Below are 22,254 nucleotides of genomic sequence, written 5' to 3'. Positions count from 1 at the left end.
TCACAGGACCTGCTCGTCCTCCTCGGGCGTCTTGCGCTTCCGGTGCGCCATCACCTCCCAGAAGGCGTGCAGCTCCCGCACGGGGATGCTCACCCAGGAGGCGGTGCGCCGGGTGAGGGCCGGCAGGTGCCAGCGGCGGTGGCTGTGCAGGAGTGCCTGCTGCTGCCGGCAGAACGGCTCCTCGATCTCCTTCTGCGTCCTCGCGGCCTTGGGCGGATAGGGGCACAGACGGAACGTGCAGGTCGGCAGGCAGGTGCAGCCCGGCTCGTCCCGGTCCTTGCGCCCCACGCTCCGCTCGGGGTGGAGCGGCGTCCGGTCGTGGGTCACGCAGGGCGGCAGGTCGCTGCGGTCGGTGAGCTCCAGGCGCTCCTCGATGGCGTCCGGGCTGCCGTCCCGCTCCGTGAGGTTCAGCATGATCAGGACGTCCGCGAGGAGCCGCTGCGCCCGGGGGTGCAGGCTGGTCCAGCCGGACGACGGGGCGATCCACAGATTGTGCTTCCGGTAGCGCTCCGGGTCCGCCGGAGTGGACCCGACGCTGTTGACGGCCCCGTGCTCGTCGATCCAGAGGAACTGCTCGGGATGCCCCGTCTCCAGGGCCAGGGTCACCAGGTCCGCGGCCTCCGCGACGAACGGGTGGAGCATCGCACGCGGCCCTCCTCCCCCGCCGCGGCGCGCGCTGCCCGCGATGGCGAGCCAGCGGTTGACCGCGCGCGCGGGCTCGACGGACGCGCCCTTCCCGGCGGGGGCGTCGCGCCGCCCGGCCGTGTCGGGCAGCTCCCACAGGCACAGGGCGTGGAGCAGGCTCAGCTGCGCGTACCAGGAGCGGCTGGAGGCGAGCATCCGCTCGGCGTGCCTGGTCAGGAACGCCCGGCTCTCCTCGTACGCGTCCGGATGACGCCTGCGCCGGTTCGCGGCGTTCTTGAAGCCCTGGGTCATGGCGATCTCCAGGGACAGCGGCAGGTCGGGCTCGGGCGGCCCCGTGGACGGCGCCGATGATCCGTTCCGGCCGGCCGGGACGGTGAGGTGCCGCAGCCAGAGATCGAGGCGTTCCTCGGCCTCGTCGCGGTACCTCGCGGAGACGGAGCCGAGGAACATGGGGACCAGCCAGGCCCGCAGGGCGAAATGGCGCCACTGTTCGGTGCGGCGCCGCTCGTGCTCCCGTACGAACCGGGCGTATCGCTGCTCTCTGCGCTGCGCCGTGCCCGGGTCGGCGGGGCGGCCCGACTCCGTGTCCTCGAGCCAGGCGGTGTAGTCCTCGTTGAGCTTCCGTTTGGCCTCCCGCGTCTGGTGCAGGTACTGCCGCACGGGATCGGTGTCGAGGGGGAACAGCTCCCGCAGGGCGCGGAAGGCGGCGTCGCCGCCGGCGGCGATCTGGTGGGCGATCGCGGTCCGGACGGCGTGGGAGGGCTCGCGCGTGCCGATGCTGAGCAGCCGCTCGTACGGCAGCGGAGGCGGCGCCGCGGCCGTCCCCGGGGCCGTCCCGGCCTCGTCCCTCCGCCTCTCCCGTTCCCGCAGCGCCGCGCCGAAGCGCCGCACCAGCCCGAGCTTGGCGTCCTCCACGGTGCGCTGGTCGGACCTGATGACCAGCCCCTCCCACTGTTCGTCGAGGCTGCGGGCCAGCTCGTCCTGGATCGGCTCCGGGTCGATGCTGTCGATCTCCAGGGCGGCGGCGTACAGGTCGAAGTACTTCGCGTCGTGCCGGTTCGCGGCGGCGTCGCGGAGCAGTTCGCTCGTCCTCGGGGTCCTCCCGCCGTCGCGTGGTCCGGACGGGCGGGGCGCCGCGGTGGTGGCCCGGTGGCGGGAGAGCAGCACCAGGGCGATGAGGAGTTCCCGGGACGGGCCGGGGCCGCGCAGGGCGGGTCCGACGACGGCGGCCATCTCGTCGTCCGGCACCTCGGTCAGCAGCCGGTGCCCCAGGTAGGCCTGGACGATGCTGTGGGGGAACCGGACCTTGTTCTCGGAGCCCCGCACGAGCCCCAGGTGCTGTCCGTTGGCGGCGTACCGGGCGAGCTCGGCGTAGCACTCGGTGGGGGCGTCCAGCGGGTTGATCCAGGACGACGACTCGCCGACCGTGCGGGCCAGCACGTTCCAGATCGCCTCGCGCTGGACCGGCGAGACGGAGGGGCGGACCGCCTCCCGCCAGGATCCGGCCGTCGGCTCGTCGGGCAGGGTCCCGGAGCGGCGGCGCTCACGCAGGTCGTCCAGGTAGGCGCCGACGAAGTCGTCGAACGACACCTCCAGACTGTCCTGCAGCAGACCGAAACAGGCCAGGGCCGACACCACCCACAGGGTCTCCCTGCGTTCCCTGCGGTTCATCACCAGCTTGTCGCGGATGAGCCCGTCCTCCATGGCCCGGCGGTAGCTGTCGAGGAGCCACAGCCTGATCGTGGAGCAGTCGTTGCTGCGGGTGTTCAGCCGACCGTCGTTCTCGCGGAGCGTCAGGTGCTCCAGCAGTCCGCGCTGTTGCAGGGCGCGTGCGATGCGCAGGTAGATCGGCGAGTCGGAGACCTCGGCGGTCTCCACCACCCAGTCCAGCCGGCGTTCGTCCCCCTCGCCGGGTTCCCGGACCAGGTACTCCAGGGCCGCCTCCTCGCTGAGCGGTTCCAGGTCGGCGATGGCGGCCCGCGTGCCTTCCAGCGGCGCGTGCGGGCGCGAGGCGATGACCAGGGGGAGCTGCTGACGGTCCGCCCGGTCGATGGCCCGCCGGATGATGTTGTCCCGGTCCTCCCGGTACCGCTCGTCGAGGAGGGCCTCCTCCAGACCGTCGGCGATGACCACGGCCTTGTCGTCGAGCCGCAGTTGCCGCCACGCCTTGTCGATGTTCCCGGCGGCGAAGACGCCCTGGTCGGCCTCCTCGGCGAAGCGGCGCCGTGCCATCTGCTCGAAGTCGAACTCCCCGTCCATGTCGCGCAGGCGCAGGGGCACCGGTACGGCGGACTGCTGAGCGAGCATGCGGGTCAGCTCCACGAGGACGGCGGTCTTGCCGACGCCCACGCCGCCGACCAGCAGATACGGGCGGCGCGTCTTGCGGTTGCGGAGCGTCTGGGCCATCACCTGGGCCAGTTCGCGGCGCCCGACGATCCGGTCGACGAGCGTCCCGGCCGTGGGGACCAGTTCGTGCGGGCGGGTGCGCGCCTTCCTCACCAGCGGCCTCTTGGCCTTGTGGTACCAGTACAGGAGGAAGACCGCGAGGAGGAGGGCGCCGGTCAGCACGGGGCTCACGAAGGACAGCACGGTGCTGAACCAGGCGTCGTTCTTCAGTTCGTCGTACCACGAGCGCACGTGCTGCGAGGAGTCGTACGCGGCGAGCGCGATCCAGCCGAGCAGCAGCGAGGTTCCGAGGAAGGCGAACACACGCAGCAGCCGGCCGAGCGAGACCCGCCAGGGGTGCCACCTGCGGTTGGGGACGATGCTCCGGCGGGCCTCCCGGCCGGTCCGGTACGACCGCCAGCGCCTGCCCACCGCCCGTGCGGCCCGAAGTGTCCAGCGTCTCGGGTACAGCGTGAACCAGGCGGCGTCACGCGGCCGCTGTTTGCCCTCCGGGCTGCGGATGACTTTCGTGGGCATGGCGTCGTTCCCTCCGTGCTGCGCCCTCCGGCGCCATGTCACGGAACGCCGGAAGGCACAGCGGCCGGGTGACGCCGCCGCTCACGCAGGCGAGGACGTCGGGGACGCCCCTACCTGCGCATGTGCCTTCATGTCCATGGAACCACTGATGAGAGGGATCGCAACACGGTCGCGCCGGGGGCGCCCGGACCGCCGCACCGGCGTGAGGTGAGACGGTGTCAGGTCCCGTCGGCGGGACCTGACACGGCCCGGCTCAGGTGAGGTAGTCCCGCGCGATGCGCTCCGCCGTCCGCTCCAGGATCGGCCCCGCGTCCGCGATGCACCGCGCCACGTCCGGTTCCAGGTCCGTCAGGGCGTACGCGCGCCGGATGCCGGCGCGGCCCAGCACCTCCGGCGCCAGCGCCAGGCGTCCGCACACCGCGATCACGTCCTTCCCGGCGGCCCGCGCCGCCGCGGCGACCCCCGCCGGGGCCTTCCCGTGCAGGGTCTGCTCGTCCAGCGACCCCTCCCCGGTGATCACCAGATCCGCCCGCTGAAGCGCGGAGGCGAAGCCCAGCACGTCCAGCATCACCTCGATGCCGGGGCGGAACCGCGCGCCCACGAGCAGCGCCCCGAACCCGATACCGCCCGCCGCGCCGGCGCCCGGGGACGTCGCGAGCTCGGCCGCGTCCAGCACCTTCGCGAAGTGCCCCAGCGCCGCGTCCAGCCGCTCCACGTCCTCCGGCGAGGCGCCCTTCTGCGGCCCGTACACCGCCGCCGCGCCCTTCGGGCCGGTCAGGGGGTTGTCGACGTCGCTCGCGAGCACGAACTCCACCGACCGCAGGCGCGGGTCGAGTCCGGACAGGTCGGCGGTCGCCACCTCCGCCAGCGCGGCGCCTCCCGGGCCCACCGGCTCGCCCGACGCGGTGAGGAACCGCGCGCCCAGCGCGGCGAGCATCCCCGCCCCGCCGTCGGTCGTCGCGCTGCCGCCGACGCCGAACACGATGCTCCGCGCGCCCGCGTCCAGCGCGGCCCGCAGCAGTTCCCCGGAGCCGTACGTCGACGCGGTGAGCGGCGCGAAGACGCCCTCAGGCAGCCGCTGCAGCCCGCTGGCCTCCGCCATCTCCACGACGGCGGTGCCGTCCCGCAGCGCGTAGGCCGCGGTCACCTCGTCGCCGAGCGGTCCGGAGACCGTCACCTCGTGCCGTTCGAAACCGGCCGCGACGGCCGCCGCGACGGTTCCGTCGCCGCCGTCGGCCACGGGCAGCGCCTCGACCCGGAGGTCCGGCCGCACCACGCGGAGTCCTGCGGTGACCCGCTCGGCGACCTCCACGGCCGTCAGCGACCCCTTGAACTTGTCCGCGGCGACCAGCACCCGCTGGGCCGACGGCGTCCTACGCGTACCGCTTCCTGCAGCGTCCGCCACTTGGCTTCCCCTCGATCATCGGGCCCCGCGCGCGTGCCGGGGCCTGTCGCGCCGCTGCGACCCTAACCGCCGGGCCGCGTGCCCGTCATGCCCCGACCGGCCCGTGGACCGGTACGGAACCGCCGGGAAACGGGTAGACCGGTCCCATGACCGCCACGACCGGAGTGACCACCACCGCGACCGGGCTCGCCGACCGCATCCTCGGCGGCTGGCTGGGCCGTGTCGCCGGCAACATGCTGGGCAAGCCGGTGGAGCAGGGCGAGGTGTGGACGCGGGAGCGCATCGACCGCTACCTGCGGGCGACGGACGCGCTGCCGCTGACCGACTACCTGCCGGGGCCGCCCACCGAGGACGAGGAGCGGGCGCTGCGCCCGGAGTGGCGGTACTGCGTCCGGGGCAGGGTGCACGGCAGCTGCCGCGACGACGACGTCGACTACGCGATCCTCGGCCTGCACCTGCTGGAGACGCACGGCTTCGGCTTCAGCACCGAGCAGGTGGGCGACCTGTGGCTGCTGCGGCTGCCGTACCTGCAGACGTTCACCGCCGAGCGGGCGGCGTACCGGAACCTCGCGAACGGGCTGCGGCCGCCGCTGACGGCGACGTACGACAACCCCTACCAGGAGTGGATCGGCGCGCTGATCCGCGCCGACGTGCACGGCTGGGTCTCGCCGGGCGCGCCGCGCGGGGCCGCCGCGCTGGCCCGCAAGGACGCGGTGCTGTCGCACACGGGCAACGGGGTGTACGGCGCGATGTGGGCGGCGGCGCTGGTCGCGGCGGCGTTCACGGCGAAGACCGCGCGGGAGGCGGTGGACGAGGCGCTGACGGTGATCCCGGCGAGCAGCAGACTGGCGCGCACGGTGCGCCGGGTGGCGTCGCTGCACGAGAGCGGGCTGCCGTGGGAGGAGACGCTGGCGACGACGGAGGAGGAGACGGCGGGGTTCGGCTGGATCCACACGGTGCCGAACGCGGCCGTGATCACCGCGGGGCTGCTGTACGGCGACGGCGACTTCTCCCGGAGCATCGCGCTGACGGTGCGGGGCGGTCTGGACACGGACTCCAACGGCGCGACGGCCGGGTCGGTGGCCGGGGTGATGTGCGGGGCGGCGGCGGTGCCGGACCAGTGGAAGGAGCCACTGGAGGACACGGTGCGCAGTGCGGTGTTCGGCTTCGACGGGGTGCGGATCAGCGAGCTGGCGGAGCGGACGCTGCGGCTGGCGCAGACGGAGGCCTGACCCCGCGGGTCGCCCAGGCGTGCTCCGGCGTGTGCGCCCGCCGTGTCGATCATGGGACGGCGTGTGCTGCCGTGCGCCGGGCGGGCCGTCCCGGCGAGGCCCCGGCGGGTCGCCCGGCCGCCGTACCCTTCCCGCATGACCACCACGCAGGACACCCAGGACTTCGCCGCCTACATCGCCTCCCTCCCCCGTGTCCTCGCCGGGGCCGCCGCCCTCTTCCGGGACGCGGCGGGCCGGGTGCTGCTCGTCGAGCCGAACTACCGCGAGGGGTGGGCGCTGCCGGGCGGCACGATCGAGTCGGACGAGGGCGAGAGCCCGCGCGAGGGGGCACGGCGGGAGACGGCCGAGGAGATCGGCCTGGACCGCCCGCTGGGCCGGCTCCTCGCCGTGGACTGGGTGCGCACGCCCGGCGTCCCGCCGCTGGTGGCGTACCTGTACGACGGCGGCGTGCTCGCCGAGGACGAGCTGAGGGCGATCCGGCTCCAGGAGGAGGAGCTGCTGTCGTGGCGGCTGGTGGAGCGCGAGGAGATCACCGCGCATCTGCCCGGCTCCCTGGGCCGCAGGGTGCTCGCCGCGCTGGACGTCCTCGCGGACGGCTCGGGCACGGCGGAGCTGGAGGACGGCCACCGGGCGCACTGACCGGCGGCGCCCGTCGACGCGATATCCGCTCGCCGCGCGCGCACCCTCCGTCCTACCCTCGCCGCATGGCCAAGCCCCTCGTCGCCCTCCTGACCGGCGCCGGCGTCAGCACGGACTCCGGCATCCCCGACTACCGCGGGCCTGCCGGGCTGTGGCGCCGCGACCCGGACGCCGAGAAGCTCGTGACGTACGAGTACTACATGGCCGACCCGGAGATCCGCCGCCGGTCGTGGCGGATGCGGCAGAAGCACTTCGCCGCGCTGCCCGAGCCGAACGCCGCGCACCGTGCGGTGGCCGAGCTGGAGCGGTCCGGGACGGCGGTGCGGGTGATCACGCAGAACGTGGACGGCCTGCACCAGCTGGGCGGCATGCCGGACCGCAAGGTGCTGGAGCTTCACGGCACGGCGCGCGCGGTCGTCTGCACCAAGTGCCACGCACGGACGCCGATGGAGGACGCCCTGGCCCGTCTGACGGCCGGCGAGGACGACCCGCCGTGCGTCGACTGCGGCGGCATCCTCAGGCCGGCGACGGTGATGTTCGGCGAGGCGCTGGACCCGATGGTGCTCGGCGAGGCGGTGGCGATCACCAAGGCCTGCACCCTCTTCATCGCCGCCGGCACCAGCCTCCAGGTTCACCCCGCGGCGGGCCTCGCCCAGGTCGCCGCCGACCACGGCGCCCGCCTGATCGTCGTCAACGCGGAACCGACGCCGTACGACGACCTGGCGGACGAGGTCGTCCGCGAACCGATCGGCACGTCGCTGCCGACGCTGCTGCGGCGGATCGCCGCCTAACCTCGCGCTTTCGCGAGGTTAGGCGCTCCCGGTGTGCAGCACGAACAGGATGCCCTGGAACACCAGCCGGGCCGGATGCCGCTTGCGGCCCTGGATGCCGAGCCCGACGCTCCACCTTGGCGACAGGGGCTCGATCTCCGCCCACAGCTCATCATCGACATCCCGCGGCTTCCGCCGAGCCACTCCACACCTCCAGATCATCGGTCTGGGGTGATCCAACCGCCTTGAAAATCATTTCGTTGGGAGTTCCGAGCCTGGATGGAGCCATCCACTCCGAGTCGACTCCCTGCGAGTACAAATTCTGCCGATATTGCGCGCGAAGCGGACACGCTTTGGCTTGCCCTGCGGGCTTTGGGGTCCTGCGGAATGTCTGCGTCGCGGAAAACAAGTGGATGGGCGCGCACGTCAAGTTTCTATGCCCTGCGGGCTTCGAGGTCCTGCGGAATATCGGACACCTGTCGGCGGCGTACGCGCTGATCAAGGTTTCTATGCCCTGCGGGCTTCGTGGTCCTGCGGAATTCTACAGCAAGCACGACGAGAAGGTCGGGCGCGCGCGCCGTTTGTTTCTATGCCCTGCGGGCTTCGTGGTCCTGCGGAATGCTTCCCCTCAGAACGGGCCCTTGGGCCTGCCCCGATTGTGTCCGTTGCGCGGGATGAGCCGCCAGCTGATCCATTAGAGAGTGACGCACGTCACGTTCCACGCATTCGCGGCGCTGACCTGCGGGAACGGGCCGCGCGAGAATCGGCTTCCCGGTCCTTTCCTCGCCAATTGCGGTTACGGGTCCGGCTCGGGGCGTTCGATGTGTCATCGCCGGTGTCTCCCTCACACGATCCAGAAGTCGGCACGCTCCTCAAGCCGCCTGTTGCCGAGGATCATCATCTCGTTGAGCACACTCGCCTGGAGTGGGTAGAGACGGATCTGGTCCTCCTCCCGATCGATCAGCTTGCGCAGTCGCCCACGGAGTTGCTGGACCGCCTTCTTCGTCGGCAGGGTGACCTCGAACACGCTGTACTGGACGCGGGCTCCATGGGCGGCCAGGAAGTCGGAGATCTCGCTGCGTCGGTCGTCGTCGGCGATGTCGTAGGTGACCAGCAGGGTGTGCGGCATCTGTGAGTCACCGCCAGGCGGTCGGCGTGTAGGCGGGGGTGCGGTCGGCTATGACGTCGGCGAGGTGGCGCGCCTGCCAGGACAGCGCGTTGCGGTAGGAGGTGCGACGGCCGGCCGACGGATGGTGCGCCGCAGTCAGCATGCCCCGCTCGTAGGCCGCAAGGAAGGTGCGCAGGGTCTCCCGATCCATCCGACATCCCTTGACCCCGTCGTTTTCCGTTGTGAAGCCGCCGGGCGTGACCTTTCCTGACGTGCACAGTCCGATCACGAGGTGGTCGACGATCAGCGGGCGGAACTCCTCCACGAGGTCCAACGCCAGGGACGGGCGGCCACGGTGCATTTCGTGAAGGTAGCCGACGGCCGGGTCGAGTCCGGCGCGTTCGACGGCGGCGACGGCCTCGCGGGTCAGGAGGGTGTAGCCGAATGACAGCAGCGCGTTGACCGGGTCAGGCGGTGGCCGCCGACGCCGGTGCGTGAAGGACCAGGTCGGGCCGAGGATGCGGCTCAGAGCAGCGAAGTAGTCCCGAGCTGCCGCGCCCTCGATGCCCATCAACGCTTCCTCGGATTCAGCGAGGTGGGCCGACTTGCGGGCTGCCAGGAGGCGGTCTGCTGCGGGCTCCGCCTCGTCGAGCCGCCCGGCGCGGGCGGCCCGTAGCAGACAGGTCCGCATATTGGCGATCTTGCCGCCGACGAAGGCTGTGGCGAGGTTGAGCTTCGCAGCACGCTTGTCGGCGAGCCGGTGCTGGGCGTGCCGGAGGTGGACGTCGGGACCGTACGGTCCGGTGAGTCGGCCGAGGAACTCGCCGTCCTCTTCGGTGAGCACGATGTCGACGCCGTGTTCCAGCGCTCGGCGGAGGAACGGGCTGGTCAGGGTGGAGGGTGTGGTGCACACGACTTGGCGTACGCGATTGAAGGGAACCGACAGCAGTTGCTTGTCCCGGTGAACGATCCGCATGCGGGCGCCCTTGGCCCGCAAGGAGGAGCCGGCTTCGGTGACGTAGACCGTCGATTCCAGCGGCGAGACGTGCTCGGTGACGCGTGAACCGGAACGGGCGGTCGTGGTCTTGCCAAGGAAATCCACGCCCTCGTCGAAGCTCTCGACCCGGCACTTGTCGTCGTTCAACTCGAGATCGAGTCGCCGCAGGGCCTCGCGAGCCAGCTCCAGTACCTTCTCGCCCTCCGCGCAGGTATCGACGGGGACGGCGAAGTCGTCGCTGTAGCGCAGCACGCGATGCCCGGCCCGCAGTAGGTCCCTGTCGAACGAGTCCAGGTAGAGGTTGGTCAGGACTGGCGACAGCGAGCTGCCCTGATGCAGCCCTCGCCCCTGACGGATGCGCCCGGCGGCAGGGCCGACGCCATTACGGTTCACCAACTGCCCGATCAGGTGGCACACCTCGGGATCCGGGACGACTTTCCGCAGCCGCGTCAGCGCGGACCACCGAGGAATGCGCTCGAAGCAGTCCTTGATGTCCGCACGCACCACCCAGCGGGCCCCGTCATTGCGCGCCTGGGTGAGATCGTGCAGGGCGTCGGCAACAGAGAGGCCCTTGCGGTAGGCGTAGCTCCAGGGCAGGAGCACGGCGTCGACGAGATCGTCGACCACTTCCATCAGGGCGCGTTCGACGATCCGGTCCTCCACGGCAGGCACGGCGAGCAGCCGCTTGCTGCCTGACCGCTTCTCGATCTCCATCGCGTAAACGGGAGACGGCCGCCAGCTCCCTTCACACAGAGCCCTACTCAGCGCGGCCAGCCGCCCGAGAATCCCCTCCGCATACGCGGCAACCTGCGGGTTGACCTTGCCGTCCTCAAGATCGTTCTCCTGCACCTCACGCCACGCATCGAGCAGCGCGGACTCGGAAGCAGCACGATGCAGCAATTCCCCCACGGCCGACCCCCAAAGACCTGACGTGAAGAATTCTTTGACTATGGAACCTTCCTCGGCACACTCGCGATGGAAGTTTCCATGCCCTGCGGGCTTTTAGCTCCTACGGAACGAAGCTCTCTGTAAAGCAGATAATGGCCAGGTTGCGTTTCTATGCCCTGCGGGCTTTTAGTTCCTACGGAACAGTCCCTCTGGTGGCTGGATCTCGCCGCGTAACTCCGTTTCTATGCCCTGCGGGCTTTTAGTTCCTACGGAACCTACCTCTACGACTTGCACGATCTTGAGATCGGGCGTTTCTATGCCCTGCGGGCTTTTAGTTCCTACGGAACTGTTTGCCTCTGAAGCACCGATGTACTGCCACGACGTGGAGTTTCTATGCCCTGCGGGCTTTTAGTTCCTACGGAACACGGTTACTACCTGTACGACTTGTCCGATCTGGAGATCGTTTCTATGCCCTGCGGGCTTTTAGTTCCTACGGAACTTGATTGACCATATGCAGCAAACGTAGAAAATCCTTGGGTTTCTATGCCCTGCGGGCTTTTAGTTCCTACGGAACCCTTCCGCCTGGAAGGGGGTGGTGACCTGCGACGATTCTGCCCGTTGCGCGAGACGGCGCGCCACCCACTCCACGCTTGAGTGATTCAGATCACATTTCGGTTGATCATGGGTCTGACCTGGGGCGATGGTCCGCGCGGGAATCGCCCTCGTCGGGGGTCTCCGGCGAGGTGCGGTTACGCCCCCGTCGTGAGCAAGGGTCGGTCCGACAATGCCTGTCGAATCGAAGGGAGCGAACTCACGCATGGGTCACCGGGCCCCTCCCTGGAGTGCGCGTCCTCGCCGGCGTGATGCGAACGTAGCCCTGCCCATGGGTTGTTTGGGCGCCGACGCCGGCCACCGACGCGAAGCGGCTCAGCGCAGTGAAGATGCGGTGCGCTTGATCACCCGCTCTGTTGAGCAGGGTGAAGACGGATCTGCCCGTGAAGCCGATGCGCCGCCCAGGGCCGAGATCCACGGAACAGCTGGCCACGTCATGTTCGGCCAGGACGACAGCGCTGATGAGCTCCTCGGCGAGCGATTCAGCGATCGGCTCGGGCGCGAAGCGATTCCAGCGACGTAGAAGGCTTTGGTAGACGAGTTCGGGATCGGGTAGCGGGATGTAGCGGTCAGACCGGTTGAAGTGCGTCGGCGTCACAAACGTCATCTCGATGCGGTTCGAGTCAGCCGGTGCCGCCAGGAGGGCCTGGTAGGGAGCCGCCTCACGCCGTACGTCGTGGACGGTGAGGAGTTGGGCTCCCAGTCGGATGTTGCGACCGGTCAGCGCTTCGACGGCGGGAACTCGGGTGTCATCGAGCCATCCGAGGCACAGTTCAGCGAATCGGGCACTCGGTTGACCTCCGGCGAGCAGGGACGAGGTGGTGAAACTCTTGCTCTGTCCGGTGTGGTCGGCACCTGCACCCTCGAAGAGGGCGCAGGCCAACCCGTGCAGTTGCTGTGGAGTGGCGTATCGGGGCGTGGGATCGGAGTGCAGGCGCAGGGTCCATCGCGTGGGCATGGCCGAGGGCTTTCAGGGCTGTTGCTGCGGTCGCGTGCTGTGCCGAGCAGCCATGGCTTCGATCTGCTCTTTCAGGGTTTGCATAGCTGCCTCGTTGGCGGCGGTCACCTTTCGGCGGAGACGACGGTGGAACCATGAGGGGACGGCCGGATTGGTTCCCCGAAGGTGGTAGATGGCGTCCTGGATCTCGCGGCAGTCCTCTGCGGTGACGGGGCGACCTGCTTCGCACTGGTCCCTCAGATCCGCGATGGTGTCACCCGTCTTCTCCTTCGCCTGCTCCGCACCTCGGTGCTCGCGAGGCAGTTCCGAGAGGTCGACCAGCGCAGGGGCCACCGGGAGAAAGAGCTTGAGTAGAAGATCTTCGAGTTCGAGATGCTTGAGAGCACCCACCAGCGCGACAGCAACGCACGTGGCGGCGAACAGACCCCAGAGGAGGTTCGCGTACGCGCGGTGGTTCCGGCGCCCCCAGAGAGCGTTCTGCATCTGGCAAGCGAGGACGTCGTAGGGCCAGGGGATGGCCGGCACCGACTCGTACCAGTCGCGATCACGCGGCGAGTCCCCGCGGGGCCGGCAGGCCGCCATCTCCTCGCGTGCCGCGTCGATACGGCCTGCAAGGGCGGTGTTCCAGTCGATCCGGAACAGCCGGCTGTCGTAATACTCCTGGAACTTTCGCCCCTTCTCCTGCCAGGAGCGCTCCCAGTTCTTCATCAGTGTGCGGCCGGCGACCAGCCAGACGGCCGCGACGCTTGCCGTGATGCCTGTGGTAGATGGCCAGAGGACAGAGACGAGGGGCGCGGCCACAGCAAGCCCGACGGTTCCGGTGGTACGCAGGAACCGGATGCGGCCGACCGCGCTGTAGGCGGCGCGGGCTGCTGCACGGGCGGACACGAATTCATCGTCGTTCTGTCGTTGTGGGATCGACGAGGCTCCGCTGTGTGCCGTACGGGTTGTCATGCGCAGCGTCCTTGTAGAAGGGAATGAGAGGGCTGACGAGGCGTTGGCCGGTCACCGTTCCGGGAGGATGGGCAGTCGCGGGTTGTCCCAGGCGGGCAGGCTTTTCGGTTCGTTCTCACGGTCGTTCGAAGTGAACCAGGCGTAGGACTTCCCTTCCGGGTGTGGTGGCACAGAAGGATTCTTCTTGGTGCCTTTCGGCCGGGCTCGCGGATAGTGCACGGGAGCGTCGTCGCGCCCGGATGCGACGGCAAGGAACGCCCGGAGGTGGGACGACCCGCCGTCCTCACTCTTGGCGAGGAACTTCGAGCGGACGAGATCGAGCTTGTGCGACGTGTCGTCGGGCTCCCGATCTCCGTCGGGGGAAAGGTCGCGGTAACTGGCAGCCCATGTCTCGCCGGTGCGCAGGTCGCATCCATTCTCGGTGAGCAGTTCGAGTCGGACGCTGCCGAAGCCGAGCGGTTTGCCGTAACCGAGGCGGTGACAGTGGCCTTCGGGCAGTTGCAGGAGCCAGATCAGGGCGCCCAGTTCGACGTCGGAGAGGTTGACGACGTCGATGGTGAACGTGAGGGTGGAGCCGGGCGTGATCCATCCGCGGACGGAGCGATTCTGCTTGTCGCGCTGGGGCCTGCCGTCCTTGTCCGGTCGCCGGTACTCCTGGAACCTGCCGGTACCGTCGACCTGTTGTGTCCGGTCACGTTCCGGATCGGTCCAGTGGTCGGCGTGCAGTCCGCGGTGGTGCCAGTAGGCCTTGCGGCCACGCAGCGCGGTCCCCGGGCCGTACCAGTCGGTCTTGGGCCCCTGCGCGGGCAGCGGCTGTGTTCCGTCCGGTGCCTGTCCCAGGTAGAAGCGGCCCTGCTGAGGCTTGGGCTGTCCCAGGATGGCCAGGGGTACCCCGGCACCAGCGAACTCCTCTGTGTGGACGGATTCGCCGTCCTCCACCGCGCCGATGCGGAGTTGACCGCGATGGGCCCCTGGCCCCGCGGGTGCGACCCAGCCGAAGACCCGGTCGGCCGGGGAGAGTTCGTCGATGCAGCGGGCGGGTTTCAATGAACTGTCGAGGAGGGCTTCGGGCGGTTGCCGGAAAAGACTGCGGGCGATCATGACCGGGTACAGACCAAGAATGCGCCGACTGCCCTTGTCCATGTGGGCGTAACACAGGGTGCCCGGAGTGAGGTCGAGGTAGGCGTCGTCGTAGAAGTGCCGGCTCCAGGCGGTGGCCCCGGGCTCACTGCCGAGGTATTGGTCGGGCCGCGCGGTCTTTCCGCCGGCTGTCCTGCGCTCGTGGATCTCCTCGTGTCGGTGGGCGCCACGGTAGTCGCGGATGGTGTTGCCCCACTGCTCGATGAGTTCCCCGGTGAGCGGGTGGTTGGTCGGGATCTTGGTATCGGAGAAAAACACGCGCTCATGGCGCTTGTTGAGCATGTTCTGGTTGGTGACGCACACCCATCCGCGAATCGTCCGTCGTTTGCCTGAGGAGCTGGGGTTGTGGGAGGAGAGCCTGTGGGAAGGCCCGGAGGGGACCTGCGGCGGCTGCGGTGCCCGTGCGATGGAGCGCACCGTCCAGTTCCTGCCTGAGCACTGCTCGACTTCCGCCTCCACCTCGTCTCCGTGCCGGGGTGGAGTGCCGTCCTTGTACGTCACAGCACCTCCTGTGTAGCGCGGAAGCCGAGCTGCTTTCAGCAGGGTGACGGACGTGCCGTCGTCGCTGATCCGGGCCGGCACCATGTGCCGGCTCTCCGCGGTGGGCATGCGGTAGGCGAGCTGGCGGTCATGTGAGGTGAAGACGCCCATGCGGGAGTTGGTGACGGCCTCGTACGCGGCGCGCAGCATACCCTTGACCGAGGCGGCCGGAACATGCGCCCGTCCGTTGCGCCGCAGGACTGGGTATGTCGCGTGCCCGGTCGGCTTGCCGTCGATTGTCTCCCGCTCGGCGCGGGAGGGGTCCAGGAGGAGCAAGGGGGTGACGACCGTCATCCGGACGCGGAGCCGTCCCGTCCAGTGGTCCCAGTGCAGCCGGTCGTGTCCGGTCGGGGCTCTGTCACCGAGTTCGTCGGCCGTGGTGTCGCGTGGTGTCGCTGGAAGGAAGGTGTAGGGGTTGATGAATTGGTTCGGTGACACGGTGTTCTTCACGATCGTTCCCGCCGGTCGAATCTGCCGCGGCTCCCCCTTACGCCAGGCGTAGTCGACACTGAGCCCGTCGAGTTGCGGTCCCGTCAGGTCGCGGAGCTCGGGGACCAGGGCGTACTCCCGCTTGAAGCCCTTGCGTCGGCCATCGGCCTGGACGACATAGAGCTTGCCGCTCTCGGAGTTCCAGGCCAAGCGGCCGCTGCGTACCTCGTCAGCCACGGCCACTCCCGGATTCCTCGGCCGGTGCCTGTTCGATGCGCACGAGTCGTTCCTCACCCACGTAGGCGTTGCCGTGTTCCGGCTCGACGCAGACGTACTCCCGTGCCGCCAGGCGCAGTCGCCGTCGCGGTTCCGGCGCCGGGAAGGGCACGTGGAGCGTTCCGATCTGAGGGGTGTGCAAGGTGGTCCACTCTCCGTCGCCCGGCAGTGCCTGCCCCCAGAGCAGATAGTGCGACTCGAGCACCTCTGCTGCCGAGAGGTCTGCCAGCCGCTCAGGGAAGGAATCGGGGAGCAGTCCCGGTTCATCGCTGAGAGCAACAGCCCGGCCCTGGTGACCGGACGTGCTCAGCCAGCGGACTTCCTTGTCCTCATCGAAGATGCGTGCTTCGAAGACGGTGTCGAGGGAGCAGACACCGTCCCGGGTATGGCAGCGGCCGTCGCGAACTCGGGCGGCGATGTGCTCTCGCGGGGTGGAGAGGAACGCGACCGCCCCGTCCAGGCCCGTCACGGCGTCGAGGGCGGTGGAAAGGCTGATGTCCGAAGCTGCCCGGCTGTAGAGGGTGATCACGACGGCTCCTCGTCCAGGTAGGTGCGCCAGGCTTTGGAGAGACCGGCCGCGTCCTCGCTGCTGAGGTAGTCGGTCAGTTCCACCGGCTTGTTCCCGGGGCGGAAGGTGAGCAGGACGCGGTCGACGGCGATGTCGCCCAGACCGCGGTTGGTGGCGTAACCGATCGGAATCCGGCCTGCTGCCAGATCGCGAAGCACGAGCATCAACAGGGCGGTCCCCGCCGCCCAGTAGTCGGCGTGCCACCGCTTGAGACGTGCGAGGTCGACCGTGAGGCGGATCGGCTGCCACTCGACGCCATGGGGTTCGAGGACGCTGTAGAGCCGGCCGTCAGCGGCACCGCCGGTCCAGCGGTCGATGGCAACGTGGTCCGCGCGCTCCAGTCGGTAGTCGCGGAGTGGGGTCACCGGTGAGGCCGTGTCGGCTGCTTCCGGGCCGTGTGCCCGGGCCCACAGTTCTGCGGGCATCGTCTCCTTGGCGTAGCAGTCGTCGACGGTCACCGCACCGACTCCCCGGCCCGTACCGGATCCACGGAGCGGTGCCGAACCGAACAGGGCGCGGACCGCCGGCAACTGGTCGAGTTGTTCCCGGAAGGCGGCGCTGCGTTCAGGGGCGGACTGCCCGGGAGCAGCAGCCGGGGCGTCGAGACGGCGGACCGTTCGCTCGATGCGCTCCGCGCAGGAGCGCATGATGCCTTTGAGGGAAGTGCCGGGCAGGACGAGGGACACGGCATCCGGTGTCACGGCCGAGGCAAGCGGGAGGGCGTCGACAGCGAAGCCATCGGTGGCGGAGCGCACCATCACCGGAGCGGTCGGCCGCCAGTCGATGCGGATGCTGAGCGACTCCCGGGCGGGAAGCGGTTCCTCCGCCCAGTCCTCGGAGCACCATGCCGGGCCGTTCCCTTCCAGTGCGGCGAGCAGACCGGCTGCACTGCTGAAGTCCTCCTCGCGCACATCCGTTTCGGCGGCCAGCAGCTGTACACGTCCCAGTCCGCGGGTCTTGGCCGCCCCCAACTGGAGTCCTTCCTCCGACAGCAGGCGAAGGAGCTGCCTCATACGGCGCCTGTCGTCGTCGATGCTGTCCTCGGTGGAGTTGAGGTCCAGTTCCAGTCGCAGGAAGCTGCCGGTCGGCACGACGACCCGGCCGTGGAGAAAACCCTGGGCCGCTGTGCCGGTGTGCCGGTCGATGCCGACCGAGTGCCGGACCTCGAGCCGTGCCGGGTTCAGCGTCTGCAACGGCAACCCGTCGGAGTCGAGTTGCTTGCCGGTGGTGATGAGCGCGTCGCGGACGACGATGCGGCTGACCGTGCTCTCCTGGGTCCGGGGTGTGGCGTGCCCCCAGAGGAGGTCCGCTGTCCGATCGGCTTCCTCGTCGCCGCTGCCGTACTCCGGGTGCGTCAGCGTGCGCAGCGCGCCCGTGATGCCGGTCCCGGGCACGTACAGTCGGCCACGGCCGTCCACGGCGGCGTGCAGCACCCCGTTGGGGTCTCCTCCCGCGCCACCGACGTGCAGCGGTGAGCGCGTGACGAGCCAGCCGCGCATGCGCAGCCGGCGGGTCATCGGTCGCGTCGTGACGGTCATCTCAGCCACCTTCTCGTGCGTCCGCGCTCCGGGCGTGCGCCGTGAGGCAGTCCTCGACCAGCGTGCGGACAGCCTCCGCCCACAGCGATCGCCGCAGCCGCGCAGCGCCACCCGGCTCGACGACGAGGGAGTCCTCGGGAAGGCGGAGGAGCTGCCACACGGTGCGAGGCTCGGTGAGGACGGATCGGAGGTGCTGCACCACGTCGTCGGGCCAGGGAGCCTGCCGGGCTGTCCGGACGGTTTCGACACGCTTCAGCCACTCGGTGGCACGGTCCGAGCTCGGGTCGTCCAGTCCGGTGATCAGCGTGCGCAGGGCACCGAGCTGCGAGGACGGAACCTTCTCGTATCCGTTGCCGAGAATTTCATGGCGGCGTTCGCGTGCCGCTGTCTCGCTCGCCCGCTGGATCTCCCCTCGCCAGGCGGCTTCCTCCCACACTCGGACGAGTTCGCTGACATCCTCGGGCGCGTGACTGTCCGCCGAGACGGGTTGAACGGACGACGCGTCCACCGAGGTCACGTCGCAGGCTCCGTCGAAGGCGCTGTGCAGAATCGGGTCGGCGATCCGCACCTGGCCGAATCCCTCGGCTCGGCGGAGCCCCACACCCGCGAGTTCCACCTGCTGCACGGCGGCGGCAGTCACTGTGCCCTGGACCACGTCGAAGGAGAGACAACTGCCCGCCCGCAGAGCCAGGAGCGATGCGCGCGGCAGGCTCCAGCGGCTGTGCCAGGGATCGGACCGGCGGGTCTCGCTGGCCCGATCGACTGCTCCGCCTGAGCCGTTGTCGGGGACCGGCCGCAACTCGACGCCGAGAGCGCGTCCCAGTTCCGCGGCCAGGTGGATGGGGTCGGTGCTCGGCCGCAGCCGCTCATCGGTGACCAGGGTGTCCGACAGCAGCCAAACCCGCAGCCGCCCGTCGGGCGGCGCGGAGGAGGTGCGGGGCTCGGCCACGGCGGACGAGACATCGGTGAGACCGTAACCGTCCTTGCGGGCACGTCCCACCCGCCAGGTACCGGCCAACAGGTCCTGCCAGCCCGCTCCCAGCAGTCCGGAGGGCACCCTCACCTGGGCTCGCAGCACCGTCCCCGCGGCGATCGCCTGGTAGGTGTAGAGGCCGCCGACGGCTTCCACCGGGCGCTGGAAACGGTCGTCGATGGTGTTGTGGGTGTGCTCACTGCGGGGGCACACAGCCAAGCGCAGCAGCCTGCCGTGCTCGTACTCACCGACGTAGTACCCCTCGTACGGCACGGCCTGCGTGCCGGCCGCCATGGTCTCGCACATCGCGTTGTACGCACGCTCGGACCGCCCCTTGGGGTGCACGAGCACGAGGGGGGCCGGCCGTCCGGGGTGTCCGTCGATCTCGATCGTCGCGTCAGTGACGATCAGGTCGCCCGCTCGGGCGGCGGCTGCGGCTTGTGGCGCATTCAGGCGCTGCAGTACGGCGGGCAGGAGCGTACGCCCCGGTACGAACTCGGCGCTGCGTACCGAGTTGCCCATCGTCTGCTCATGGGCGATCAACGGCCGCCGCAGCACCAGTCGCAGATCGGCGATCTCCCAGCCGACCGCCGTACGGCCCGCTGGAGGTGCCATCACGGGTGCGGGAGTCGGCTCCGGCACCTGGGGCGGATGGTCGCGACCCCGGAGCCAGCGCCAGTCGGCGGCCAGACCGCCCACGTCGAGCCGGCACCGTCCGGCACCGCGCCGGCGCTTTCCACCGATTCCCTCGACGAGCCGTGCGGCGGCATGGAGCAGGGCTGTCGCACAGTGCACCTGGTCGTCGGTCAGCCGCCAACTGTCGGCGATCTCCGCAGTGCCCACGAGTACGGCGCCTCCCCGAGCCATCTCTTCGAAGCGCAGCATCCCGTCCGCCGCGGTGCCCGTTTCACGGTCGATGGCGACACCGGGTTTGACGAACGTGGCCGACTGCCGCAGCAGCGGCTTCTCCCGCAGTGCCGCCGTCACGGCTGCCGGGAAGTGCAGGCTGTCCAGGTGCAGTGCTGCCGGACGCGGGGGCCCGTGGTGGGTCCCTTCGACGACACCCCGCGCCTCCAGCGCGGGCTGGGTGCCGAAGAGCCAGTCGAGCCAGGAATGCCAAGGGCCGCGCCGACCGCCGTCCAGCGCGTACGCGACGGTCTCGCAGCCGTCGCGCCAGACTCCCGCGAGTGTCTTGGCCGGCACGAACGGGAGGCCGTCGGGGTCGCGTTGCACAGCGCGGTCCAGGAAGCCGTGCCGGCCAGTGCCGCTTCCCACGTGCCAGTCACTGAGCATCGTCACGGAAAGCCGGAGTCGGGTCACGGAGTCCTCCCTTCGACGAGGAACGCTGCCGCGTCGAGTGCATCGAGGAATCCGGTGATCTCGGACCCCGATCCGGTCTCGCGCCAGAACAGACTCCCCTGGCCCTCATCGAGTTGCTCGAGGTCCGGGTAACGCGGAAGTAGGCTTCCGAACCGCGCGTCGGCGACAGAACGGCCAAGGAAGAGGGCCTGTCTGAGGTCGTGGAGTTGAGAGGCGGGAAGGTGCCGCTCTCCTTCGTCGTCCCGGGCAGCGAGCGCAGTCACGCGCCGGGTCAGATCGCCCCACCGACGCCCGCGAGTCCACTCGCACTCCTCCGTCACGTCGGAGACCACATAGGGCTGCGCGCTGAGGTGGGCGGTGTCCGGTCCCGTGCCGCGGGCGCGGATCCGTTTGAGATCGGCTTCCGAACTGTCGTACAGCACATGGAAGGAGAGGGCAGAGCAAGGTCCTGCAACAGCGTTCTTGACGTGCTTGGCCTCATGCATCAGGTCGTATGCGAGATCTCGGGACGCCGAGAACGGGAAGTGCGGCTTGACGATGGCCACGCCCGCGCACGCGGACAGGCCACGCTTGCCCTGCCGTGACAGCGGCCCGACGAGATCGCTGGTCGTCGCGGTCCGCTTCTCGAACGCGCGCAGATACGCCTCGGTGAAGGGAAGCGCCCAGTCACCGGAGCACAGGGCGACCAGGTCGTCGCCCCCGAGGATCAACGGCAGCAGGGGCACCGGACCGTGCTCGAGCCGGGCACCCAAGCCTTCGAGTGCGTGTACGGCGTCAGCGAACGCGTCCCTGGCACAGCTCTGCAGCGCCGCTGAGAACGTCCGCAAAGTGTCGGCGTACTGGCGGTTCGACCGGCCTTCGACGCACGCCTCGAAGTTACCGAACACCGACCCCAGACCGTTTCCGTCCGCGTAGACGACGCCCACCCACTCGGCGTGGTCATTGAGGTGGTCGACGACCTGCGCCAACTCCCGCGTGGTCACGCCGGCCAGCTTAGCGAGCCGCTTCAAACCGTCGCCTTCTGTCTGACGGCCGTAGGCCCGCCATTTTGCGCGGCTCTCAGCAGACCGCGGCTCGGAGCCGTCCGGCAGCCGCACCATGGACTCGGCGGGAAGCCCCGTACTCGCGCAGCCCGCAACCACCGGCAACCGCATGAACCTGGCATCGGGACCGGGAAGGGCAGTCCGCACCGGTGCGAGGCGTTCCGCGGTCCGGCCGAGCGACGCGTGCAGCGCTCCCTCGGCCGACCAGTCGAACGGCTCGCCGACCACGCCGCACACTTCCAGCCCCGGGGCCTCGCGCAGCGCCGCCGTCGTGACGGCACGGACGAGGTTGCGCGCAGAGGTCTGATCCCGCACCAGCACCTTGGCCGTTCCGGCTCCGGTCTCGAGGATCTCCACCGGTTCGGTTTCAATGCGCCAGCGCGCCTCGAAACCCGGGAAGAGACCTTCGACCGCCGTGCGTACCCAGGTGCGCTCCAGGTACGTGATCAGCTCCGAAGCACCCGCGATCTCCCTGCGCTTGTTCGTCACGAAGATGAAACGGCTGATGTTCCACGCCTCGAACACCACCAGGTGAACCTGCACACTGCCCCCGCCCGACTCAAACCACCTCTGGGCTCCGCATCCAGCTGCGAAACACCGTCGCGTCGTCGGAACCATTAGCATTCTGACCGCCCTGACGTGCAAGCAACTTCGTCAGATATGGCTAGAAGGAGCGACCACCGTGTCGAACACCTCGGGTGGACAATCCGATGGGCAGGTGAGCAGATCGGGTGAAGAGCGGAAGTGGCGGCGCCTCCTCGCATACCGGCTGGAGGCGGACACGGGAGGCCCCGATGCTGCTCAGTCGGGCCGCGCGAGAGCGGAGGGGTGCTCCGAGTCACCCGGAGGTCGAGCGCGCCATAACCGTACGACCCGGCAGAGAGCCCGGACGGGCCGTTTTCGCGCGAGCTGTTGATGCAGGTCAGAGACTCAAACGATGAGGATGTGACCTGCATCACGATTGATTCGATCAGGCGGCGGGACCTTCCGCGCAACGGACACAATCGGCGCAGGCCACAGGCCCTCTCCGAGCGGAGGCATTCCGTAGGAATTAAAGCCCGCAGGGCATAGAAACGTTGCCCTTCTTCTCCTTGGCGTCGTCGTCCGAGACATTCCGTAGGAATTAAAGCCCGCAGGGCATAGAAACCCGACGTATCTAGCCCAAGTTTCCTAAGGCAGGGAGTATTCCGTAGGAATTAAAGCCCGCAGGGCATAGAAACCAAAGGAAAACCTGCTCAAAAGCTCCGTCTCCGATGTGGATTCCGTAGGAATTAAAGCCCGCAGGGCATAGAAACCG

Annotated in this window: 15 protein-coding genes and 2 CRISPR repeat arrays (1 of these 17 cut by a window edge); of the genes, 3 read left to right on the top strand and 12 right to left on the bottom strand. The window is 69.4% G+C overall.

What is annotated here, in order from left to right; translation table 11 throughout:
• Together ACQY0Z_RS25885 and ACQY0Z_RS25880 are read right to left on the bottom strand one after the other, a co-directional pair.
• Nucleotides 1-3,567, bottom strand: coding sequence for an ATP-binding protein (locus ACQY0Z_RS25885; protein ID WP_439812898.1), 3,567 nt, complete (start codon nucleotides 3,565-3,567; stop codon nucleotides 1-3).
• 253 nt (nucleotides 3,568-3,820) lie between these two features.
• Nucleotides 3,821-4,921: a glycerate kinase gene (locus tag ACQY0Z_RS25880; RefSeq protein ID WP_254585804.1), complete on the bottom strand. Its 1,101-nt coding sequence runs from the start codon at nucleotides 4,919-4,921 to the stop codon at nucleotides 3,821-3,823.
• Nucleotides 4,922-5,118: 197 nt separating this feature from the next.
• Here ACQY0Z_RS25880 and ACQY0Z_RS25875 point away from each other — a divergent pair, with 197 nt between their 5' ends.
• From ACQY0Z_RS25875 to ACQY0Z_RS25865, 3 genes are all read left to right on the top strand, one after another.
• The gene (locus tag ACQY0Z_RS25875) at nucleotides 5,119-6,204 is read left to right on the top strand and encodes an ADP-ribosylglycohydrolase family protein (RefSeq protein WP_439812897.1); all 1,086 of its coding nucleotides are present in this window, start codon (nucleotides 5,119-5,121) and stop codon (nucleotides 6,202-6,204) included.
• 135 nt (nucleotides 6,205-6,339) lie between these two features.
• Nucleotides 6,340-6,843, top strand: coding sequence for an NUDIX domain-containing protein (locus tag ACQY0Z_RS25870; protein WP_401457613.1), 504 nt, complete (start codon nucleotides 6,340-6,342; stop codon nucleotides 6,841-6,843).
• A gap of 65 nt (nucleotides 6,844-6,908) precedes the next feature.
• Entirely contained in the window at nucleotides 6,909-7,634 is a 726-nt protein-coding gene (locus ACQY0Z_RS25865) for an SIR2 family NAD-dependent protein deacylase (protein ID WP_439812896.1), read from the top strand.
• Between the two features lie 18 nt (nucleotides 7,635-7,652).
• Here the strand turns inward: ACQY0Z_RS25865 and ACQY0Z_RS25860 are convergent, their stop codons facing one another.
• The 10 genes from ACQY0Z_RS25860 to ACQY0Z_RS25815 all read right to left on the bottom strand — a co-directional run bounded on the left by ACQY0Z_RS25860 (nucleotide 7,653) and on the right by ACQY0Z_RS25815 (nucleotide 21,485).
• The gene (locus ACQY0Z_RS25860) at nucleotides 7,653-7,817 is read right to left on the bottom strand and encodes a transposase (RefSeq protein ID WP_254585808.1); all 165 of its coding nucleotides are present in this window, start codon (nucleotides 7,815-7,817) and stop codon (nucleotides 7,653-7,655) included.
• A gap of 640 nt (nucleotides 7,818-8,457) precedes the next feature.
• Entirely contained in the window at nucleotides 8,458-8,742 is a 285-nt protein-coding gene (cas2, locus tag ACQY0Z_RS25855) for a CRISPR-associated endonuclease Cas2 (protein WP_347224870.1), read from the bottom strand.
• A 7-nt stretch (nucleotides 8,743-8,749) separates the two neighbouring features.
• A complete protein-coding gene (cas1, locus tag ACQY0Z_RS25850) occupies nucleotides 8,750-10,627 on the bottom strand; it encodes a CRISPR-associated endonuclease Cas1 (RefSeq protein ID WP_439812895.1) in 1,878 nt (625 codons plus the stop codon).
• Between the two features lie 72 nt (nucleotides 10,628-10,699).
• Nucleotides 10,700-11,180: direct repeats of the CRISPR family, unit length 37 nt; unit sequence GTTTCTATGCCCTGCGGGCTTTTAGTTCCTACGGAAC.
• Between the two features lie 237 nt (nucleotides 11,181-11,417).
• Nucleotides 11,418-12,176: a CRISPR system precrRNA processing endoribonuclease RAMP protein Cas6 gene (cas6, locus tag ACQY0Z_RS25845; RefSeq protein ID WP_439812894.1), complete on the bottom strand. Its 759-nt coding sequence runs from the start codon at nucleotides 12,174-12,176 to the stop codon at nucleotides 11,418-11,420.
• 12 nt (nucleotides 12,177-12,188) lie between these two features.
• Entirely contained in the window at nucleotides 12,189-13,130 is a 942-nt protein-coding gene (locus tag ACQY0Z_RS25840) for an S-4TM family putative pore-forming effector (RefSeq protein ID WP_439812893.1), read from the bottom strand.
• Nucleotides 13,131-13,181: 51 nt separating this feature from the next.
• A complete protein-coding gene (locus tag ACQY0Z_RS25835) occupies nucleotides 13,182-15,476 on the bottom strand; it encodes a TIGR03986 family type III CRISPR-associated RAMP protein (RefSeq protein ID WP_439812892.1) in 2,295 nt (764 codons plus the stop codon).
• On the bottom strand, nucleotides 15,469-16,044 hold the full coding sequence (csx19, locus tag ACQY0Z_RS25830) for a type III-D CRISPR-associated protein Csx19 (RefSeq protein ID WP_359518191.1): 576 nt from the start codon (nucleotides 16,042-16,044) through the stop codon (nucleotides 15,469-15,471). The genes ACQY0Z_RS25835 and csx19 overlap by 8 nt, the downstream gene beginning before the upstream one ends.
• Nucleotides 16,041-17,621, bottom strand: coding sequence for an RAMP superfamily CRISPR-associated protein (locus ACQY0Z_RS25825; protein ID WP_439812891.1), 1,581 nt, complete (start codon nucleotides 17,619-17,621; stop codon nucleotides 16,041-16,043). Before ACQY0Z_RS25825 ends, csx19 begins: the two co-directional genes overlap by 4 nt.
• 1 nt (nucleotide 17,622) lies before the next feature.
• A complete protein-coding gene (locus ACQY0Z_RS25820; protein ID WP_439812890.1) occupies nucleotides 17,623-19,914 on the bottom strand; it encodes an RAMP superfamily CRISPR-associated protein in 2,292 nt (763 codons plus the stop codon).
• Nucleotides 19,911-21,485, bottom strand: a complete 1,575-nt coding sequence (locus ACQY0Z_RS25815) for a Cas10/Cmr2 second palm domain-containing protein (RefSeq protein WP_439812889.1) — start codon at nucleotides 21,483-21,485, stop codon at nucleotides 19,911-19,913. The genes ACQY0Z_RS25820 and ACQY0Z_RS25815 overlap by 4 nt, the downstream gene beginning before the upstream one ends.
• A gap of 511 nt (nucleotides 21,486-21,996) precedes the next feature.
• Nucleotides 21,997-22,254: direct repeats of the CRISPR family, unit length 37 nt; unit sequence ATTCCGTAGGAATTAAAGCCCGCAGGGCATAGAAACC; it runs 74 nt beyond the window's last position.

This window comes from Streptomyces sp. P9-2, from assembly GCF_051903975.1.
GTDB classification, from domain to species: Bacteria; Actinomycetota; Actinomycetes; order Streptomycetales; family Streptomycetaceae; genus Streptomyces; species Streptomyces cellulosae.
Note: the sequence above shows the minus strand (reverse complement) of the source record. Positions and strands in the feature narration are given on the sequence as shown.